The sequence below is a fragment of the Hydrogenophaga sp. 5NK40-0174 genome (genome assembly GCF_040372165.1).
GTDB lineage: Bacteria > Pseudomonadota > Gammaproteobacteria > Burkholderiales > Burkholderiaceae_C > Hydrogenophaga.
In genome coordinates this window covers 620,860-640,008 of record NZ_BAABWG010000002.1, presented here as the reverse complement: position 1 = coordinate 640,008, position 19,149 = coordinate 620,860, and the positions used below count along the sequence as shown (strand labels likewise).

Sequence of the window (19,149 nt, the reverse complement as noted above, 5' to 3'; positions counted from 1 at the left end):
GACGGCGGGGCAAGAAGACCATAGTTCTTTGCCGCCGCAAAGACACACACTACCAAGGCGGCACACGGCAGTTGGATGCGCACAAAAGTTCGGCGAAAGCGGTCGTCGGCCGAGCGGACCGCTGGGGGTGCGGTCTCGAGCCAGCGCAGCCAGCGTGGCCGTGCTTCAAGCCGTTGTAGAGAGTGGCGAAAAAGCTCGATCAACGGCATGACGCCCAACGATTTAGGCCAGCGGAGGCCGTAGGCCGTCCGTGCTGGGCCGATTTGTTAAAGCTCATTGCGGCCCCCGATGTGCACATCAACCCCGAGCATCATGGGCGGAAAGACATGCCGAAGCGTTAAGGTCGCGCCGGTACTGAGAACGAGATCAAGCGCCGAGACGGGACCTTCACCCATCGAGTCCCAAGGCCGCACATCCTGGACTGTGGCAGGCAAATACTGCTGAAGCTCTTCCGGTGTCGTAACACCATACTCGCCGCCGTCCCAGCGCTGAATGCCAGGCGGCTCAGGCCAGCTGCGTAACTCAATCCCTAGCGCCGGGTATCTTCCGGGAATCGCGACCTCGCATGGACACACCTGAACACAGCCAACTTCCTCCGGGAATTCCAGATTAGCAGCGTAGGTTGCGATCTGCGGAGTGGAACTGTCTACCCAGGCTGGGTGGGTCCCCACGCTCATCAAGCGCAGCGAAAGTAGACGTTGGCCCGAAAGAGCACTGAATTCCATGAGCTTTAACGCCAACATCAGAGGCGTTTTGTGGAGTGGAGCAATTTTGCTAAAGTGAGCGGAGCGAGCGCAAAATTGAACCACGGAACAAAACGTCCTGTTGCATGTTTTTGTTAGCTATTTGTGCCACTATACAATTTCTTTTTAGTGACACCACCCATAACATCAAGCAAAACAATGTCACCGTCAACTGTGTAGCTCCAAGGTGGCTCAACGAAACAGGACCAAAGCCTTTTGCCATCAACTCCCCAAACCGCAAACTCTAGCTCACCGGACATAAGAACTAAATCTTTATGATGATTCCAATGCCAGAACCCACAATCTACAGTGTAGTCAAATTGCTTTTCACGATTGGATAAATCCCAAACCTGAACCAAATCGCCCGCACCAAAAAATAGAATATTCGTATCAGGCACAATCAAAATCCCCGGATTAAAGCCAGAGGCACTAGCAGGTGAATAATTGCCGTGAATTACTAAATCTGGGCACAGAAAGTGATCGCCAACACCGAAAATTATATACTCGGAGTAATCGTCATCACGCACTAAATACTCAACAACAGCTGCACCTTCAGCGAGATTTCCATTTTTCTTATCTGAACTACAAAAGACAAAGTATTTCCCATCGGAAAATTTAAACATACTTACCCCTAATAGCTAACGCCTGACATAAGCGGCCTGCCGTAGGCAGGTCCGCTTGATGGAAATGTTGGGCCTCTTGACGGAATAGCCGTGGCCAGACAACCAACCTCGGCCGCCGACCACCGAGATAAGCCCGGCAGTGCGCAAGAAGAGCGGTGGCACTTGCACAACTGACTCGGTGAAGACTGGTTCATTCACTTTTCGTTCTCCTCGCCTTTCGCGCCGGGACGATCTGTGTTCCGCTCAGCCTCGCCCCGCAGTGGGGGCAAAAGGAAATTTCGATACCGCCACCACCCGCGGACTCCGCAATGACGATGACCCAGCACTTGTCTTGAGGCCACCATTCAAATCGCACATCGTAATAACAGTTGGCGGTGTGCCGATCGAAGTCTTCGCAACAAGCAACGTAGCCGCGGGGAACGCTTCTCGTCCCTTCCGGGCAGAGTGTTCCGTCGGCGTGCTTGTTTACTGATTTCATGAGGCCCAACTTTGATATACCCGGCAAAAAGTCGGATACCCACAATCGAAGTCGGATAACACGGACCGGGATATACCTAAAACTTGTTTGAAATCAATCCTGTAGCGCATTATGCTGTATAAATGTACAGGTATAACAAATCCGACAAACCCGACTGGACCCCTCCCAGGTCCAACCGACTGCTCGATCAGGTGCGCGAGCGAGTCAGATATTTGCACTACAGCTTACAGACGGAGAAAGCCTACGTCTACTGGACCAAGTCGTTCGTGTTGTGGGCAGCGCGAAATCCGGACGGTACCGGAGCAAAGGGCTTCAGGCACCCCAAGCAAATGGGGCAAACCGAAGTTGAATCCTTTTTGACGATGCTCGCGGATGAACGGCGGGTGTCTCCGGCCACTCATCGGCAGGCGTTGAACGCACTCCTGTTTCTTTATCGCCAGGTCTTGGGTTGTGATTTACCGTGGTTGCAGAACATTGGCAGGCCTCCGGAACGCAAACGCATTCCGACTGTGATGACCACCAACGAGATCCAGGCGGTACTCAACCTGATGGGTGGCACTGAAAAGCTTCTGGCCTCCCTGCTCTACGGGACGGGAATGCGCCTGAAGGAAGGCTTGGGCTTGAGGGTCAAGGACGTGGACTTTGACCGTAACGCTATCGTTGTTCGAAGTGGGAAAGGCGGCAAAGACAGAGTGGTGATGTTGCCTGCTTCGATTGTGGCCAGCCTGAAGGAACAATTGGCGACGGCCCGAGCGCTCTGGGCACAGGACAGAGCGAGCAGTCGAGGGGGCGTCTTCATGCCACACGCTCTGGAAAAGAAGTACCCCCGGGCCGGGGAGAGTTGGGCTTGGTTTTGGGTATTTCCATCAAGCAAACATTCGACAGACCCGGTTACTGGTGTCATACGTCGCCATCACCAGTTCGAAGAACGGTTGTCACGCAAGCTGAAAATGGCCGTCCTGCAAGCCGGCATTGCCAAACCCGTGACCGTCCACACCCTGCGCCATTCCTTCGCCACCCATTTGCTGCAAGCGGGCACCGACATTCGCACGGTGCAAGAGTTGCTCGGCCATTCGGATGTGTCCACCACCATGATCTACACCCATGTGCTCAAGGTGGCGGCGGGTGGAACCTCTAGCCCTTTGGATGCTTTGAACGCACCAAGCGCCCTGTCCGGCTGAGCCAGGCTTTTCAGGTTGAGGCAACCAGCGCCAAAGGCCAAGGCCAAGGCCTTGAGACGTGAAAACGGACGTTTGCTCAAGAAGCGACCCGGAGGCGCAAAGCCTCCTGGGCCAGCAAGTTGATGCTCTTTCCTTCTGCCTGAGCAGCAATCGCAAGCTGCTCGTGCAGCTCCGGCGAAATGCGGAGATTGAATTTTCCGGAGAAGTGCTTTCTGGGCTCTATGCCTTTCTCCGCGCACACCTCAAGAAATACTCGCAGGGACTTCTTGAACTCAGCGCGCAACTCTTTGGGGTTCTTTCCGTAGAAGTCTGCGCCACCATTCAGTCCAAGAATTTCGCCGCGAAAGAGGTCAAGCTCCTCGTCGTACTCAATCTTGGCGTGGTAGCCGTCAACTGTCATCACGTTCATGGTTCTACTCCGTGCTGTTTTAGGGCCTGTTCACACTATTTTTCCAAGTGCGAAAGGGGTGGAAGCAGCGCCAATTTAGGCGTGCGAGGACGGGCAGACCGGGTGTCTGGCCTAGGAGTGCAACGACAAGTGGCGCTGCTTCCACCCCTTTCCCTCCGGGTTGCCACCAAAAAACGCCATGCGCGGCGTTGCAAAGCCTTGTCGGGGCAAGACCCCGGCTGCGTTTTGCGCCTTGCGCATGGCATTTTTGATCTGCAACGCATCTTTGAAAAATAGTGTGAACAGGCCCTTGCCACTTGCGCACACTGGCGACAGCGCCTTTGTCGGTATGAGGCGATGGATGCGGCCGGTGAAATACACGCACTTCACCAAACAGAACCACCGCAACTCAGCTGCCTTCGCGCTCGCTCACCTCGGCACCCAACCCATCAAAAAGGCTCTCAATGTCGCGCCACAGAATATTCGCGCTTGATGGCCTGGAGAAAATGAGTTCGAGCGTGCATTGGTGTTTCCGCTTCATTTTTAGATAGCACCAATATTTGGTACCTCAAACAAGTCCGCAACGACGACTCTACCTTGTTGGCTATGGGCCGATACGATGCACGCCTCTCGCCTGCTCCGCCACGGCGTCCAGGGTGGCCTGGCTTACCTTGCCTGGCGCCAGCTCGTGCAGCGGCACCAGCACAAACGCCCGCTCCCACATGCGCGGGTGCGGCACGACCAGGGTGGGTGGTGCCTGGATGCGGCCATCACCATAGAGCAACAAATCCAGGTCGAGCGTGCGCGGTGCGTTGCGGTACGGGCGTTCGCGGCCAGCCGCGTTTTCGATGGACTGCAAGGCTTTGAGCAAGGCAGGCGCGGTGAGCGTGGTGCTCAGCTCAGCCACGGCGTTGAGGTAGTCCGGGCCGGAAGAATCAATGGGTGCTGTGCGGTAGATGCTGGACGCCTTGACGCTGGCGCCGTCCACGCCGGGCGTGGCAGCCAGTTTGGCCAACGCGTCCTTCAGCGCTGTTGCCGCGTCACCGAGGTTGGCGCCCAGGCCAACATAGGCTTTGACTGGGCTTCTACTTGCTGAAAGCGGTTCAGTCACCGGACGGTGGTGCTGGTGGCGTGGACGACCCACCGCCACCGGTGCCGCCCGTGCGCGGCTTGCGACGGCGGCGGCGACGTTTGCGAGGCGCGGAGGAAGACGGCGTATCCTCGCCAGAGTCATCGTCATCACCGTCAATGGGCCGGAAGCGCGGATCGTCTGACAAGTCGGCTTCGCCTGCTGCGGCTGCGCCGGGTGCTGCGTCACCCCCTGCTGCTTTGCGAGAGGTCTTCCTGGCGGAACCAGACGATGGCCCTTGCTGGCTCTTGGCCCTGCGCTGGGCGTCGACCATGTCGCGGCGGTGGTCGTCATCAGCGGTGCTGAAGGTTTCCCACCAGTGGGCCAGTTCTTCGTCGATCTCGCCCACCTGGGCGCGCAGGCGCAGGAAATCGAACCCGGCACGGAACCGGGGCTGGTCGGCCAGGCTGAAGCAGCCATTGCCGGTGCGCTTTTCAAAGCGGGGCTGCATGAGCCAGATCTCGCGCATGTCGGCACCGAGCTTGCCACGGCCAGACACGTCGCCAATGCGGGCGTCGAACACTTCGTCCACCGATTCCTGCAGTGCGGCCACGGGCGGCATGGGACGCTGGCCCTGGCGGCGGGGCGGCGTACTCATGCGTTTGTGCCAGCCGTCGCGCACGTCGGACCACAACACGCAGGCCAGCAAAAAGCTGGGGGCCACGGGCTTGCCTTCGTCCACACGGCGGTCGGTGTCGGTCAGGGCAGCGCGCACGAACTCGCCGTCTGCGCGGTCCACCACCACGTCCAGCAGCGGGTAAATGCCTTTGCCCAGGCCAGTGGCCTTGAGCTGCTCGATGCTGGCCAGCGCATGGCCGGTTTGCAGCAGCTTGAGCATTTCGTCGAACAGGCGGCTTTGCGGCACGTCCGAGAGCAGCCCCAGCGATGGCGCCATGGGCTCCAGGGTCTTTTTCTCCAGCTTGAAGCCCAGGGCTTTGAGCTTGGCGGAAAAGCGAACCGCACGGATGATGCGGACCGGGTCTTCGCGGTAGCGGGTGGCCGCATCGCCAATCATGCGCAGCAGGTGCTTCTTGGCGTCGCGGATGCCATGGTGGAAGTCGACCACGGTCTGGGTTTCCGGGTCGTAGTACATGGCGTTGATGCTGAAGTCGCGGCGGGCAGCGTCTTGCTCGATGGGGCCCCAGACGTTGTCACGCAACACACGGCCACTAGCGTCCACCGCATGGGTCATGCTGGCCAGTGCGCCCTTGGCGGACTTTTCATTGCCCTTGACCTGCTTGGCGTCAGCATTGTTCAGGTAGGCGCGGAAGGTGGAAACCTCGATGACCTCGCTGTCACGGCCCCGGCCATAGACCACGTGAACAATCCGGAAGCGCCGGCCAATGATGAAGGCACGGCGAAACAGGCCTTTGACCTGCTCGGGCGTGGCGTTGGTGGCCACGTCGAAGTCCTTGGGGCGCAGGCCCAGCAGCAGGTCGCGCACGGCGCCGCCGACGATGTAGGCCTCAAACCCGGCCTGCTTGAGGGTGTGCACCACATCCAGGGCGCGCTTGTCGACCAGGGTGGGGTCAATGCCATGGACGGACGCAGGCACGTCCTCGCGCTTGCCGAAGGTGTTGTCCTTGCGGCTGCGTTGCCCGGTGGCGCTGCCGAGCAGCTTGTTGATGAATTTCTTGATCATGCGAAGAGTTGCAGTATGCGCCAGCCACGCTGCTGCGCAATACCCTGGAGCGTGTCGTCCGGATTGGTCGCCACGGGTTCGTTGACCCGCTCCAGCAAAGGCAGGTCGTTGATGGAGTCACTGTAGAACACGCTGTGGCTCACGCTGGCCCAGCTTTGACCGCGCGCAGACAGCCATTGTTCCACACGGGCGATCTTTCCTTCACGGAAAGATGGCGTGCCCTTGATGTCGCCGGTGGGTTCGCCTCCGGCATCGCGCTCGAGCTCGATGGCAATGAGCTCGTCCACGCCAAACGCCGTGGCAATCGGGCGGGTGACGAATTCGTTGGTGGCGGTGACGATGACCACCTGATCACCTGCAGCCTGGTGCGCCTTGACCAGGTCAAGCGCCTGAGGCTTCATGACCGGGCGGATGACCTCATCCATGAATCGCTGGTGGGCTGCATCGGCAGCGGCCTGACCCTTCTCGCGCAGGGCTTCGGTAGCAAACCGCACGTACTCGTGGATATCGAGCACGCCCTGCTTGTACTGCTCGTAGAAAGCGTCATTGGCGCGGGTATGGCTGTCGGCATCGCGCCATCCCAGTGTCACGGTGAACTGGCCCCAGGCATAGTCGGAATCAAGGGGAATCAGTGTGTGGTCCAGATCGAACAGGGCCAGTCGCATACAAGGCAGTCGGTATTGGTTGGAACAGGAGGGTTCGGAGCGGACGAAAGCTGAGCCACCTCAACCTGGCAGGGAACGCCAGCACCCGGCCCGAAGGTTCACTCTTCTTCCAGCATGGATTTGATCAGCGGGATGGTGATGGCGCGCTGCGTGCGCAAGGCGTAGGCATCCAGCTGCTCGAGAAGGCTGGTCAGGCTGCTCAGATCGCGCGAGAAGCGCTTGAGCATGTAGTCCATGACTTCGTCGCTGAGAAACACGCCGCGGTCGTCAGCCACACGGCGCAAGACGGCGCGGCGCTCGCTTTCGGCCAGCAGGTGCAATTGGAACACATGTCCCCAGCCCAGGCGGGTGCGAAGGTCTTCGCGCAGCTGCAGATCGGCCGGTGGCCGGTCGGCGGCGGCCAGCACCCAGCGGGCCTGGCCCGAGGCCGGGCTCTGCGCGTTGACAAACCAGTTGAACGCCGCCGCCTGCTGCTCGGCGGTGTACAGGTGGCAATCGTCGAGCACGACAGCCTCCCAGTTTTCGTCGAATTCGGGTGGATGCAGCTTGCCCGCATCCAGCCAGCCCACCTTGCCGCCCGATTCAGCCAGCGCTTCACGCACGGCAGAAAGCAGATGGGTCTTGCCGCTGCCACTCTCGCCCCACAGGTATGTGGGCACTGGCGATCGGTTGGGGTTGGCTGCCCACAGCCGCAGATGCTCCACGGCGTCAAGATTGCCTGCCTCGACAAAGTTGTCCAGCGAGGGGACAGGCGCCAGTCCGATGTCCAGCGCCATCTGTTTCATGGGCGCTCCGCCGTCGCTCATGAAGGCTGCCCTTCGTCAGCGGGCGGAGGCGAGTCGGGCTGCCCGGCAACGGCTTTGGCACCGTCGGTGTACAGCTCGCTTTCCATGTAGCCCCGCTTGATCCGGCGGATCGCCACCAGCAGCACGGCACTGGCTGGCAAGGCCACCAGAATGCCCACAAAGCCAAAGAGATGGCCAAAGGCCATCAAGGCAAAAATGACGGCAATGGGGTGCAGACCGATGCGGTCGCCCAGCAAGCGCGGCGTGAGGTACATGCTCTCAATGACTTGCCCCACCACATACACACCAGCGACCATCGCAATGCCCATGACCGACTGGAACTGCAGCACCGCAGCCAGCAACCCCAGAATCAGTCCCAGACCGAAGCCCAGGTAGGGAATGAACACCGCCAGGCCGGTGAACACGCCAATGGGCAAGGCCAGCTTGAGGCCCACCAGGGCCAGACCGATGGTGTAGAGCACTGCCAACACGCCCATCACCAGCAGCTGCCCTCGCAGGTACTGGCCGAGCACTTCGTCGGTCTCGTCCAGGAAGCTCTGGACGTTGCCACGAATCCTGGGCGGGATCAGCACCTTGGTGCGGTCCACGATGTGGGCCCAGTCCAGCAGCAGGTAGTACGCCACGATGGGGGTGAGGATGAGGTTGCCGAAAACGGCGCTGATGGCACTGCCACCAATGCGCAGCGACGAGAGCAAGCCCTTGAACAGATCGCCTTCATGGCCGGCGATCAGGTCTTGCATCCAGGCGCGCACCTGGTTCACGTCAACCCTGAGTTCCACGCCAAATCGCTCAGCCAGCGGCACCAGCACAGTGTTCAGTCGCCCCAGCAGCAGTGGAATTTGCTCGCGCAGCAGCGGCACCTGCTTGGTCACCACCGGCACAATCAGCAGCACCACCGCCAGCAGGAGCAGCATCAGCACGGAGATGGCCAGCCCGGCGCCCAGCCAGCGCGGCACTTTGCGGGCCGCCAGCCGCTCCACGGCCGGATGCAGGGCGTATGCCATGACGGCGGCCAGGATAAAGGGCATGAGCACCGGTGCCAGCATGGACAGGACAATCCAGATGGCCACGGCAATGGCCAACCAGCTTGCAGCGCGAATTTGGGTCGGTGTGAAGGTCATGGGCAGTCGTTTGGCGGGCGCTAGGTGTCCCAATACGAGGCCTGGCCCCTTTCCTCAGGGGCGCCAGCCTTTAGAATCAAGGCCAAATTCTATCGGTCCCGGCCCTTGGCTTGCGTCTGCAACTGCCGGGATTTCGCTATCTCCGCAACAAAAGCCCTCTTCTGCCTGCCCTGGCCAGCTGTTTCCATCATGAGCAACTCCTCCAACACCCCTCTTTCCTACAAAGACGCTGGCGTCGACATTGAAGCCGGCGACGCGCTGGTTGACCGGATCAAGCCCCTGGCCAAGAAGACCATGCGCGAGGGCGTGATGGCCGGCATTGGCGGCTTCGGTGCGCTGTTCGAGGTGCCCAAGCGCTATCAGGAGCCGGTGCTGGTCTCTGGCACCGATGGCGTGGGCACCAAGCTGCGCCTGGCCTTCGAGTGGAACATGCACGACACAGTGGGCATCGACCTGGTGGCCATGAGTGTCAACGACGTGCTGGTGCAGGGCGCCGAGCCTCTGTTCTTCCTGGACTATTTCGCCTGCGGCAAGCTGGACGTGGACACGGCGGCTGCCGTGGTGGGCGGCATCGCCAAGGGCTGCGAGCTCTCCGGCTGCGCCCTGATTGGCGGCGAAACGGCCGAGATGCCCGGCATGTACCCCGACGGCGAATACGATCTGGCCGGGTTCTGTGTGGGCGCGGTGGAAAAGAGCAAGATCCTCACTGGCCTGGGCGTCAAGCCGGGCGACGTGGTGCTGGGCCTGGCCTCGCACGGCGTGCATTCCAACGGTTTTTCCCTGGTGCGCAAGTGCATCGAGCGCGCCGAACAGGCCGGCAACCTGCCTGCCACGCTGGACGGCCAGCCGTTCAAGGAAGCCGTGATGGCTCCTACGCGCCTGTACGTCAAGAGCACGCTGGCCGCACTGGCCAAGCATCCGATCAAGGCCATGGCCCACATCACCGGCGGCGGCCTGCTGGAGAACATTCCGCGTGTGCTGCCCGAGGGAACGGCGGCTCACCTCAAGAAGGGCAGCTGGCCCCAGAGCGAGCTGTTCGGCTGGCTGCAGGCCACAGCCGGCATTGACGACATCGAAATGAACCGCACCTTCAACAACGGCATTGGCATGGTGGTGGTGATTGATGCCGCTGAAGCCGCGGCCACCGCCGCTACCCTGCGTGAACTGGGTGAAACGGTGTACGACATCGGCGTGATTGCCGACAAAGGCGACGGCGCTGCGGTGGTGGTGGGCTGAGCACGCTCCCCCGCATTGACAAGAAAAGGCCCTTCGGGGCCTTTTTTGTTGCCCGAACTCCGGCGCATCCATGTCCGAATTTGTTCGATTCTGGTCTGATGGTGGCGCGACAGGGCAAACCACCATCGGCACGATAGAGGCTCCAATCAACGTTTCAGGAGCCCGCCATGCCATCCACCACTTTGCCTGTACCCCTCCAGCACACCGCCTTGCTCGTCATCGACGTGCAGGAGTCGTTCCGCCATCGCCCTTTCTTTACCGAGCGCCAGCTGCCCGCCTATCTGGCGGCCCAGAACAGTCTGATCGAGGCGGCGCAGGCCGGGGGCCTGCCCATCGTCCGCATCCTGCACCAGGATGGACCGGAAGTACCGGCCAATCCCTTCTCTGCCGTATCTGGACAGGTACGCCCACTCGAAGGGCTGAGGGACTTCGACGCGGCAGAAACTTTCATCAAGCACCGCCACAGCGCTTTGGTAGGCACTGGCCTGGACGTGTGGCTGACCCGACACGGCATCCAGAACATCATCGTCTCGGGCATCCGTACCGAACAATGCTGCGAGACCACCACGCGCCACGCCTCCGACCTGGGCTGGACGGTGCACTACCCCTTGGATGCCACCCTCACGTTTGACATGACGCAACCGGACGGCCAGCCCCTGTCTGCTGAAGCCATTGCGCAACGCACCGCCACCGTGCTGCATGGCCGTTTCTGTACGGTATGCTCGACGCAGGATCTGCTGACCGCCCTCAAGGAACCCGCATGACCGCCACCGCTGAACGGCTTGCCGAACCATTCGACATCGCCATCCTGGCATTCGACCAGGTGGAAGCGCTTGACCTGGGCGGGCCCTATGAGGTCTTCACCACGGCGTCCCGCGTGGCCAGGAAGCTGCTCGGCGCAGCAGCTGACACGCCCTCTGATGAAGTGGCGGCCCTCGCGATGGCTGCTCATTGGCGGGTGCGCTGTGTGGCGGAGTCGTCGTCTCCCGTTGCTGCGCGGGCCGGGCTGAGGCTGCTTCCCGATGTCACGCTGGCCGAGGTGACGCATTGCGACCTGCTGGTGGTGCCCGGCGGCGTGATGGAGCCCGTATTGGCTCGACCGGACGTGCTCCGCTGGGTCAGCCATCAACACGCCCACACCCGCATCACTGCATCCGTATGCACCGGCGCCTTCGTGCTGGCAGCTGCGGGAGTGGTCCGCACGGAGCGGGTCACCACCCACTGGGAAGATCTGGCAGATTTGCGCCACCAATGGCCGGCCTTGCAGGTGGTCGACGGCCCACGCTGGGTCGATGAAGGCCGGGTGGTGACGTCGGCCGGCATCAGCGCAGGCATCGACATGAGCCTGCATCTGGTGGAGCGCCTGGCCGGGCGGCGCCTGGCGGAAGGCACAGCGCGCCAGATGGACTTCGCCTGGCAAGAAAACTGAGCACATGACTGAGCACATGACTGAGCGCAAGACGACAAACACCGACGCGCCGATCCGGGTGGACTTTGTGCTGCTGCCCGGCAGCCTGATCCTGGACTGGGCCGGCCCGGCAGAAGCCTTGCGAATTGCCAACCAGGCGCTTGAACGCAAGGGCTTGCCGCCCCGGTTCGACATCCACTTCGTAGGGCCACGCACAGAATCGGTGTCGTCTGTGGGAGCCCGCATTGCCGGCCTGGAACCGATGCCCCCCCTGCCCCAGACATCGCCCCACTGGGTGGTGTTGCTGGGCCAGGTGGGCAGACACATCGACACCTCCGGAGCAGAGGCCACCGAGGTGCTGAACTGGCTGGCTGGTCTGCACCTGCAGGCGCAACAGCAGGAACTGCTGTGCGTGTGTGCCGGCTCGGTCATTGCCGCCAGGGCTGGCCTGCTCAACCACCGCCAAGCCACGACGCATCACCATCACCTGGACGACTTGCGCCAGGCCGCCGGCCACTGCCAGGTGCAGACCAACCGGGTCTTCGTGATGGACCCACCGGTCTACAGCAGCGCAGGGGTGACCACGGGCATCGATCTGTTCCTGCATCGCATCGGCGACGTGTGTGGCCCGGTGATCGCCGCCGAGGTGGCCCAGGCGATGGTGGTGGCGCTGCGGCGCGGCCCGACAGACCCAGAGCTGTCGCCCTTCCTGCAAGGGCGCAACCACTTGCATGCAGGTGTGCACCGTGTGCAGGACGCCGTGAGCCAGCGGCCCGCTGACGATTGGGGTGTGGACCAGATGGCAGCGCTGGCCCACACGTCGGCACGCCACCTGGGGCGTCTGTTTGCCGACCATGCGGGCATGTCACCGCTGGCTTATTTGCGCAGCATCCGGCTGGCGGCCGCCGAAGCCGCGCTGGACGCAGGCCTCAATGTGAGCCAGGCGGCCGATGTGGCCGGATTCGGCAGCGACACGCAATTGCGCCGCGCATGGCGGCAGTGGGGGCGGCCCGGCACTCCACGTGCGGCCATTCAGAAAGGCTGAAACCGTCAGCTGGGCGTGCGGCGCAACTCGAGCAGGCGCTGCCCGATGGCATCGCGGTCGAGCGCATCGGTGGCCTGATCCATGTAGATCTGCAGATCGATGACGGCCTGCGCGGCATCACCCATTTCGGCCCAGGCGAGGCCACGATCGCGGTACTCGCTCCAGGCATCAGGGTGCAACATGACCAGCCGGTCCTGCACAGGTATCAGGCGCTGCCAGTCTTCCTGCGCCTTGTGGATTTCCTTGAGGTTGCGCAGCAGGCGCGCCAATACCTCGCGCGGCTGCGCCGCCTGCAGATACAGCCCGACAGGGATATCGAAATCGTCGACCAGACCGGTGCGCCGTTTGTAGGGCTCCAGCCGTTCGGACAGGTCTTCGCGGCTGAGGGACTGCCCGGTGAACGGATCGATCACCACCTGACCATTGGGCAGGTTCACCTTGACCATGAAGTGCCCGGGGAAGTTCACGCCCTTGGCCTTCAGACCAACGCTGCCTGCGAGCTCCAGCCAGAGAATGGCCAGCGAAATCGGAATGCCCCTGCGCGTGCGGATGACCACATTGAGGAAGCTGTTGTCCGGGTCGTAGTAATTGTTGACGTTGCCGCCGAAACCCAGGTCCAGGAAGAAAAACTGGTTGAGTGTGCGCAAACGTTGCAGCGGGTCAGATTCGGACGTGCAGCGGCGGCGCAGCCGCGCAACCAGCTGATCCACCTCGCCCAGCACCACCTGGACATCCAGATCCGGGTATTCGTCCTGACCACAGGCAATCGCCGCTTCCAGCAGCGGAAAGCCGTCGTCCTCCTGCACCAGCGAGCCGAAATAGGCCAGCGGAGTGACGGCGTTGAATTGCTCGAAGAAAGGCAGGGACATGGCGTGCTCAAACCGGCGATGAATTCGCCTCGGCTCCATTTATTGTCGGACGAACTGGCGAAGATTCAAGCCCAGACCTGCCAAACTTAAAAAATATAGCGCTGCAGACCCGACCACCGTACTGGCCAGATAGGCCACCCGCATCACTGGCGAGACGCGCAAACCCACCCAGTCAAGCCGGTCATTGACCCAGTACAGCAATACGCCAAGCACCACGCTGGCCACGACGACCTGCACGATGAAGCGCAACCAGCCCGGTCTTGGCTGATACGCACCGCGGCGAATGAGGCCAACCAGCAGCCATGACGCGTTGACCATGGCCGCCAGGCCAATGGCCAGCGCCAGGCCGGCATGTGCCAGGTAGGGGACAAAGATCAGGTTCATGACCTGTGTGAGCACCAGCACCACAATGGCAATCTTGACCGGGGTTCGAATGTCCTGGCGCGCATAGAAACCAGGCGCCAGGACCTTGATGGCCACCAGCCCCACCAGCCCGACGCCATAGCCCATGAGGGCAGTGGCCGTCTGACCCACGTCGTGATGCGTGAAGGCGCCATAGTGGTAGAGCACGGACACCAGTGGCTGCGCAAACAGCAACAGGGCGACCGCACAGGGGACCGCCAGCAACACCACCAGGCGCAGACCATTGTCGAGCAGGCGGCTGTATCGCTCATCATCCTTGGCAGCCTGGGCAGCGGCCAGTTGCGGCAACAGGACCACGCCCAACGCCACACCGAGCATGGCCGTGGGGAACTCCATCAGACGATCGGCATAGGTCAGCCAGCTGACACTGCCGGCACCCAGATGGGAGGCGATCTGTGTGTTGATCAGCAGGGAAATCTGCGCCACGCTCACGCCCAGCAATGCCGGAGCCATCAGGCTGAGCACCCGGCGCGTGCCGGGGTAGGACCAGGCCGCCCTGATCTGCGACGGCCCGAGGCGAAACCGCGGCATCATGCCGATGCGTGCCAGGGCCGGCACCTGGATCAACAGCTGCAAGAGACCGCCGGCCATGACACCTGCGGCCAGCGAGTACACCGGCTCGATACCCATCGACTCGAACCAGGGTGCCCCCAGCCAGGCGGCCACAATCATGGCCACGTTGAGCAGCACCGGCGTGGCCGCCGGCACCACAAAGCGCCGCCAGGTGTTGAGAATGCCCGCGGACAAAGCCACCAGAGACATGAAAGCGATGTAGGGGAACATCCAGCGGGTCATGAACACGGCGGCGTCGAACCGGCCGCCACTGTCTTGCAGGCCACTGGCCATCAGCCACACCAGTCCAGGCGCGGCCACCACGCCCACCACACAGGTGAGCAGCAGCGCCAGCAACAAGATGGTGGCGATGTGGTTGATCAGGCGGGCGGTGGCCTCGTCGCCATCGGTCTCTCTGGTACTGGCCAGCACCGGCACAAATGCCTGGCTGAACGCCCCTTCTGCAAAAAGCCGCCGAAGCAGGTTCGGGATGCGAAATGCCACGTTGAAGGCGTCGGTCAGGGCACCGGCACCAAAGGTCGAGGCGATCAAAACCTCCCGGACCAATCCCGTGATGCGGGACAGCAGGGTCAGGGCTGAGACGACAGAGGCGGATTTGAGCAGCGACACGCCCGCCAGTGTAACCACGGCCAGGGCTCGCCGCTCGCCGGCCATGGGCAAATCGCTGAGAAACTGATAGAATGGTCGGCTTTGCTGGCAACATCCACAAACCACTAAAGGAATACGAACCATGGCAACCAAAGCCAAAAAGAACCCCCGCCTGGCGTCTGGCCGCAAGCGCGCACGCCAGAACGTCAAGCTGAACGCAGCCCACACTTCCCTGCGTTCCAAGTACCGTACCGCTGTCAAGAACGTCGAGAAAGCTGTTCTGGCCGGTGACAAGGACAAGGCCGTCGAACTGTTCGCCAAGATGCAGTCCGTGGTCGACAACGTCGCCGACAAGGGCATCTTCCACAAGAACAAGGCTGCTCGCGACAAGAGCCGTCTGTCTGCCAAGGTCAAGGCCCTGGCCACCGCCGCCTGATCACCCTTCAGGCGCACTGCACGGGCGCGGCACCTTCCTCACGGAACAACCGCCCCGCCGTTTGAAACGGTGCGCTGCCAGCAAAGCAAAACGAAAACCGCCCGCGTCGCAAGACCGGGCGGTTTTTTCATGCCTGCGCTCAGAGCCCCGTTGCGATGAAGGCAGCGCAGAAGAGCAATCCAAGACCTGTTGCCGTCTGGCGCCTGACCAGACCCATGGCCCCTTTTGTTCGCCGGGCCAGATCCAGCACGGGCGTGAGTGTCTCCAGTGGAGCGGATCGTCCCAACCGCCGGTCAAAGGCTGCCATGTCGCCCGCCGCCAGAGACCCGGATGTGCGCCAGCGGCGAGCCCAGCCGGCAAATACCCACCAGTCAAAACACACGCGTGCTGTCCAGTACAGGTGCGCGCCTGCCAGCAGCAGGGCCAAACCGCCGATCCAGGCGTTCCACCCGACTGGCAAAGACGCCAGCGGGCCTGATGCTGGTGAGAGCAGCAGCCAGGCCACAACGATCCAGATGGCCAACGCCAGCATCGCGCCCCACAGCAGTCTTCGCGCTGCGGCTGCCGCCATCGCAGCGGGCTCAGCTGTCATGGCTGCATCCTGGTCCATGCCCTCGTTCAAATGCCCCGCCGGCAAGCGGTCCAGGCCTGCAAGTGCTCGCGCTGCGCTGCGCCCAGTACCACCGACGGGCGCGCCGACCGGATGCACTCAGCCGCCTCGTCCACTGATTCGACGCGACCGCTCTTGAGCAACCATGCGGCCACCACGAGTGCGCTGCGTCCGTAACCGAGCGCACAACAGACCAGTACCTTGCGGGCATCCGATTGCACGGCTTGCTCCAGTGCCTCCACCGCTTCGTCGAGCGCATTGAGCGGTGGGAGCACCAGATCCAGCATGGGCACGGACAGCGCTTGCCCGGCGACGGGTGGTGTGTTGAACTCTGCGGTCAGGTCGAGCACCGCATCAAGGCCCAGGCGGCTGCACTCCGTGCCAGAGGGAATGCGCCCCATCCAGACACGCGGCGTGATCGCACTGGGTTCAGGGTTTCGCCAGGTCCATGCCCGACTGTTGGCCCAGGCACCCAGGCGGTATGGCGCCAGCAACCAGCGAACGGCGAGGCTTTGCCGCCCTCCTCGTTTCTGAAAACCCGCTACCCCTGACCAGGCGTAGTTTGTCGCCACCAGCGCCAATGCGATGGCCGGCCAGCCCAGGAGCAGTGACCAGCCCCAGCCAAAACGCCCCCCTGGCCATGCGAGCCACAGGCACAGAAGACTCCCTGCGGCATAAGCCGCCGCGAGCCGAAGACGGCGCACACGCTGCAATGCATGCCCATTGCCCGCGCCCGCGCCTGCGCCTGCGCCTGCGCCTGCGCCAAGCAGCGGCGTCCCGGTCCCATCAGGCCACAGCCAGAGACACATCAGGCCAACGGCGGCACCCGTGGGCAGATCAAAGAAATGGTGCTGCCAGGTGGTGAGCACGGACACGGCCACCAGCAACGCCCAGGCATGCCATGCCCAGCGCCAGGCGGGGCTGGACCGTTTGACGAGCGCCCACCAGATGATGATCAAGAGGCTGATGTGAAGTGACGGCGCCTGGTTGTAGGGCAGGTCAAAGGCCGCCAGCGATTCGAACAGTGCACCAAAGATGCCATCGGTCTGGGGCTTCTCGAACGTGAAGCGCAGTGGAAACAGCACAAAGCAAGTGATGGAGATCAGCTGTGCCGTGAGCAGGCGCAAGCCATGGTGGTTGACCTCACGCGGCGTTCGACAGGTGAGGAAGGACAGGCCGTAAAAAAGGTCGATCGACCAGTACGGAACAATCGTCCAGGGCCAGAACGGAATGGCTGTCTCCCACCCGAACACCACATGGTCGGTGACGCCTTTGTCCGCCGCCAGCTGATTGGTCCACCCATAGCTGAGAAAGAAAAGCGGTGCCAGCAGAAAAAGCCATGCAAGGCCGTGCTTGACCCTGAGCCCGCCAGCAGGCAGCGCAACCACACCGGCCTCGCTCATCACTCGGCCACGCGCCTGGCCAGCGACACGGTAAAGATGCCCCATTCATCGACCAGCTGAGCCATCTTCTCGAAACCTGCATCGCGCACCAGCTGGTCCATCTCGGCCTGCGTCCGCCGACGCATCACCCACGCCTGTCCTTGCCGATGGCTGGTCAGCGCCCTGGCAATCATTTCGAGCTGCGGGTGCCACGGCTGCCCTGTGTAGAGCAGATAGCCACCACTATCCAGCGCCTTGGCCATGCCGGCCAGAGAGGCCCGCACCAAGTCGTTGTCCGGGAACAGTTCATACAGGCCGGAGACAATGCCGACCGTCACGCCGGGAAGCGCGTTGGCCACAGAGGCGGTGTCGAAGGCATCCCCTTTTTCAAACCGGGCAAAGTGGGCCATGTTCTTTTGCCCGATCAGGCGACGGCCGTCTTCCACATTGATGTCGGAGTAGTCGCGCAGCAAAACCTGCTCCGGCTCAACTCCACAGGAGGCGATGGCATCGAGCACATAACGGCCATGCCCTGCCGCAATGTCGAGGATGCGCACCGGCTGGCCACTGGACTGCACGTCTTGAACGGCACGGCGTATCAGCGCTTCGAGGTGAGTTTTTCGCTGACGGATGCCGCGCCACCCGATGGCATCGAGGTAGTTGCGGTCCACCAGACGGCCGATGGGGCCAGTCCCCCTGGCTTCATTCCGGTAGACGTAGTCCAGCGTACTGCCGGAGTCGAAGCCGGTCCGGTGCCCCAAAGCCACCCCTTCCGAGAGGCTTCCCGCCAGCTTGAGTCCCGCCCTGTAGGTCGACCAGTACAAGCCTTTGGGCGACATCGCAGGCAGCGGCGCTGACAAGGTCTGCGCCTCCTCATGCGTGAATCCTTTGAGGTGGGCATCAGCCAGGTTTACCGGCGCTGGCGGTGAATCGAACATGCGCAGCACGAAGGTCCGGATCAGCGAAACAGCCTTGGCGCGATCAGCTTCTCCCAGGGTGTCGTGGTAGAAGCCGTCGAGCACATGCTTTTCCTTGACCGCAGAGCCCAGCCGGTCAAAAAACCGGTGCTGCGGCTGGTGATGCACCACCCAGTCCGCGCCGGAGATGAGCAGTTGGGTCGGTACCGTGATGGCGGCGGCATCGGCGACCACGCGGTCGGCCGCGTCGTACAGGCCCAGAAGAATGTTGACAGAGATGGGTCGGGAGATCAGTGGGTCCGAGTCGTAACTCTGCTGCCTGCTGACGTCATGGGTCAGGAATTTGGACTTGACGTAGCTGTTGACGAAGAAATTGCCGCGAATCTTTTGCAGCAATGCAAGACCGGGGCGCGCAAACGGCACATAGAGCTTGACCTTGAATGCTGGCGAGGCCAGGACCATGGCCCGGACACGAGGTGCGTAATCGTGCACCCAGGTGGACACCAGCACCGCACCCACACTTTGCGCGAGGATGAGCATGTCGCCCACCTTGACACCATGCGTCTGCTCAATGTGATCGACAAACGTCTGCACATCGCGGACCGAGGTTCCAAAGCTGGGTGAATAGCCACGCTCACCCGGGCTTTCTCCATGCCCGCGCGCATCCCACGCATAAAAATCAAACGCGTCCAGCCCCAGCTCATCAACCAGGTGGGCCATGCGCCCACCATGCTCATGGCCGCGGTGAAACATCACGACGGCGCCGCGGCGGCTGGCGGCAGCAGGCCAGCGGCGGTAGCGCAGCTCTACGTCGTCATGCGTACGGAAGCTCAGCGATTGAGCGGCTCGCTGTTCGGTATGGCCCATGATCTTCTCCCTGATCGTC

General features: G+C 62.1%; 19 protein-coding genes. 7 read left to right on the top strand and 12 right to left on the bottom strand.

Annotated elements, in window-relative coordinates; genetic code table 11:
* Positions 1-838: 838 nt before the first annotated feature.
* Positions 839-1,366 carry a hypothetical protein gene (locus ABWV89_RS08655; RefSeq protein ID WP_353395846.1) on the bottom strand — a complete coding sequence of 176 codons (528 nt, stop codon included), beginning with the start codon at positions 1,364-1,366 and terminating at the stop codon, positions 839-841.
* Positions 1,367-1,966: 600 nt separating this feature from the next.
* Here ABWV89_RS08655 and ABWV89_RS08650 point away from each other — a divergent pair.
* On the top strand, positions 1,967-3,025 hold the full coding sequence (locus ABWV89_RS08650; RefSeq protein ID WP_353395845.1) for an integron integrase: 1,059 nt from the start codon (positions 1,967-1,969) through the stop codon (positions 3,023-3,025).
* 76 nt (positions 3,026-3,101) lie between these two features.
* On the opposite strand, the gene ABWV89_RS08645 is transcribed toward ABWV89_RS08650, so the two are convergent.
* Positions 3,102-3,434, bottom strand: coding sequence for a type II toxin-antitoxin system HicB family antitoxin (locus ABWV89_RS08645; RefSeq protein WP_353395844.1), 333 nt, complete (start codon positions 3,432-3,434; stop codon positions 3,102-3,104).
* A 178-nt stretch (positions 3,435-3,612) separates the two neighbouring features.
* Here ABWV89_RS08645 and ABWV89_RS08640 point away from each other — a divergent pair, with 178 nt between their 5' ends.
* Positions 3,613-3,906 (top strand): hypothetical protein, encoded by a 294-nt coding sequence (locus tag ABWV89_RS08640; RefSeq protein ID WP_353395843.1) that lies wholly within the window; start codon positions 3,613-3,615, stop codon positions 3,904-3,906.
* 111 nt (positions 3,907-4,017) lie between these two features.
* Here the strand turns inward: ABWV89_RS08640 and folK are convergent, their stop codons facing one another.
* The 5 genes from folK to ABWV89_RS08615 form a co-directional block, all read right to left on the bottom strand.
* Positions 4,018-4,524, bottom strand: coding sequence for a 2-amino-4-hydroxy-6-hydroxymethyldihydropteridine diphosphokinase (gene folK / locus ABWV89_RS08635; protein WP_353395842.1), 507 nt, complete (start codon positions 4,522-4,524; stop codon positions 4,018-4,020).
* Entirely contained in the window at positions 4,517-6,184 is a 1,668-nt protein-coding gene (pcnB, locus tag ABWV89_RS08630) for a polynucleotide adenylyltransferase PcnB (protein WP_353395840.1), read from the bottom strand. The genes folK and pcnB overlap by 8 nt, the downstream gene beginning before the upstream one ends.
* Positions 6,181-6,849 carry a histidinol-phosphatase gene (locus tag ABWV89_RS08625; protein WP_353395839.1) on the bottom strand — a complete coding sequence of 223 codons (669 nt, stop codon included), beginning with the start codon at positions 6,847-6,849 and terminating at the stop codon, positions 6,181-6,183. Before ABWV89_RS08625 ends, pcnB begins: the two co-directional genes overlap by 4 nt.
* Positions 6,850-6,947: 98 nt before the next feature.
* A complete protein-coding gene (gene hda / locus ABWV89_RS08620; protein ID WP_353395838.1) occupies positions 6,948-7,634 on the bottom strand; it encodes a DnaA regulatory inactivator Hda in 687 nt (228 codons plus the stop codon).
* A 17-nt stretch (positions 7,635-7,651) separates the two neighbouring features.
* A complete protein-coding gene (locus ABWV89_RS08615; protein WP_353395837.1) occupies positions 7,652-8,776 on the bottom strand; it encodes an AI-2E family transporter in 1,125 nt (374 codons plus the stop codon).
* 189 nt (positions 8,777-8,965) lie between these two features.
* Here ABWV89_RS08615 and purM point away from each other — a divergent pair, with 189 nt between their 5' ends.
* From purM to ABWV89_RS08595, 4 genes are all read left to right on the top strand, one after another.
* On the top strand, positions 8,966-10,012 hold the full coding sequence (gene purM / locus ABWV89_RS08610) for a phosphoribosylformylglycinamidine cyclo-ligase (RefSeq protein WP_353395836.1): 1,047 nt from the start codon (positions 8,966-8,968) through the stop codon (positions 10,010-10,012).
* Positions 10,013-10,179: 167 nt separating this feature from the next.
* Positions 10,180-10,776 carry an isochorismatase family protein gene (locus tag ABWV89_RS08605; RefSeq protein WP_353395835.1) on the top strand — a complete coding sequence of 199 codons (597 nt, stop codon included), beginning with the start codon at positions 10,180-10,182 and terminating at the stop codon, positions 10,774-10,776.
* A complete protein-coding gene (locus ABWV89_RS08600) occupies positions 10,773-11,441 on the top strand; it encodes a DJ-1/PfpI family protein (protein ID WP_353395834.1) in 669 nt (222 codons plus the stop codon). The genes ABWV89_RS08605 and ABWV89_RS08600 overlap by 4 nt, the downstream gene beginning before the upstream one ends.
* Before the next feature lie 4 nt (positions 11,442-11,445).
* Positions 11,446-12,465 carry a GlxA family transcriptional regulator gene (locus tag ABWV89_RS08595; RefSeq protein ID WP_353395833.1) on the top strand — a complete coding sequence of 340 codons (1,020 nt, stop codon included), beginning with the start codon at positions 11,446-11,448 and terminating at the stop codon, positions 12,463-12,465.
* A gap of 5 nt (positions 12,466-12,470) precedes the next feature.
* On the opposite strand, the gene ABWV89_RS08590 is transcribed toward ABWV89_RS08595, so the two are convergent.
* Together ABWV89_RS08590 and murJ are read right to left on the bottom strand one after the other, a co-directional pair.
* Positions 12,471-13,334 carry a SirB1 family protein gene (locus ABWV89_RS08590; protein WP_353395832.1) on the bottom strand — a complete coding sequence of 288 codons (864 nt, stop codon included), beginning with the start codon at positions 13,332-13,334 and terminating at the stop codon, positions 12,471-12,473.
* A 39-nt stretch (positions 13,335-13,373) separates the two neighbouring features.
* Positions 13,374-14,939 (bottom strand): murein biosynthesis integral membrane protein MurJ, encoded by a 1,566-nt coding sequence (murJ, locus tag ABWV89_RS08585; RefSeq protein WP_353396075.1) that lies wholly within the window; start codon positions 14,937-14,939, stop codon positions 13,374-13,376.
* 121 nt (positions 14,940-15,060) lie between these two features.
* Between murJ and rpsT the strand changes: the two genes are divergently transcribed.
* The gene (gene rpsT / locus ABWV89_RS08580) at positions 15,061-15,354 is read left to right on the top strand and encodes a 30S ribosomal protein S20 (RefSeq protein ID WP_353395831.1); all 294 of its coding nucleotides are present in this window, start codon (positions 15,061-15,063) and stop codon (positions 15,352-15,354) included.
* 139 nt (positions 15,355-15,493) lie between these two features.
* On the opposite strand, the gene ABWV89_RS08575 is transcribed toward rpsT, so the two are convergent.
* Genes ABWV89_RS08575 through ABWV89_RS08565 form a run of 3 tightly spaced genes read right to left on the bottom strand, consistent with a single transcriptional unit; the run spans position 15,494 to position 19,130 of the window.
* Entirely contained in the window at positions 15,494-15,946 is a 453-nt protein-coding gene (locus tag ABWV89_RS08575; protein WP_353395830.1) for a hypothetical protein, read from the bottom strand.
* Positions 15,947-15,972: 26 nt separating this feature from the next.
* The gene (locus ABWV89_RS08570) at positions 15,973-17,412 is read right to left on the bottom strand and encodes a phosphatase PAP2/dual specificity phosphatase family protein (protein WP_353395829.1); all 1,440 of its coding nucleotides are present in this window, start codon (positions 17,410-17,412) and stop codon (positions 15,973-15,975) included.
* A complete protein-coding gene (locus ABWV89_RS08565) occupies positions 17,367-19,130 on the bottom strand; it encodes a bifunctional alpha/beta hydrolase/class I SAM-dependent methyltransferase (protein ID WP_353395828.1) in 1,764 nt (587 codons plus the stop codon). The genes ABWV89_RS08570 and ABWV89_RS08565 overlap by 46 nt, the downstream gene beginning before the upstream one ends.
* Between the last annotated feature and the right edge of the window lie 19 nt (positions 19,131-19,149).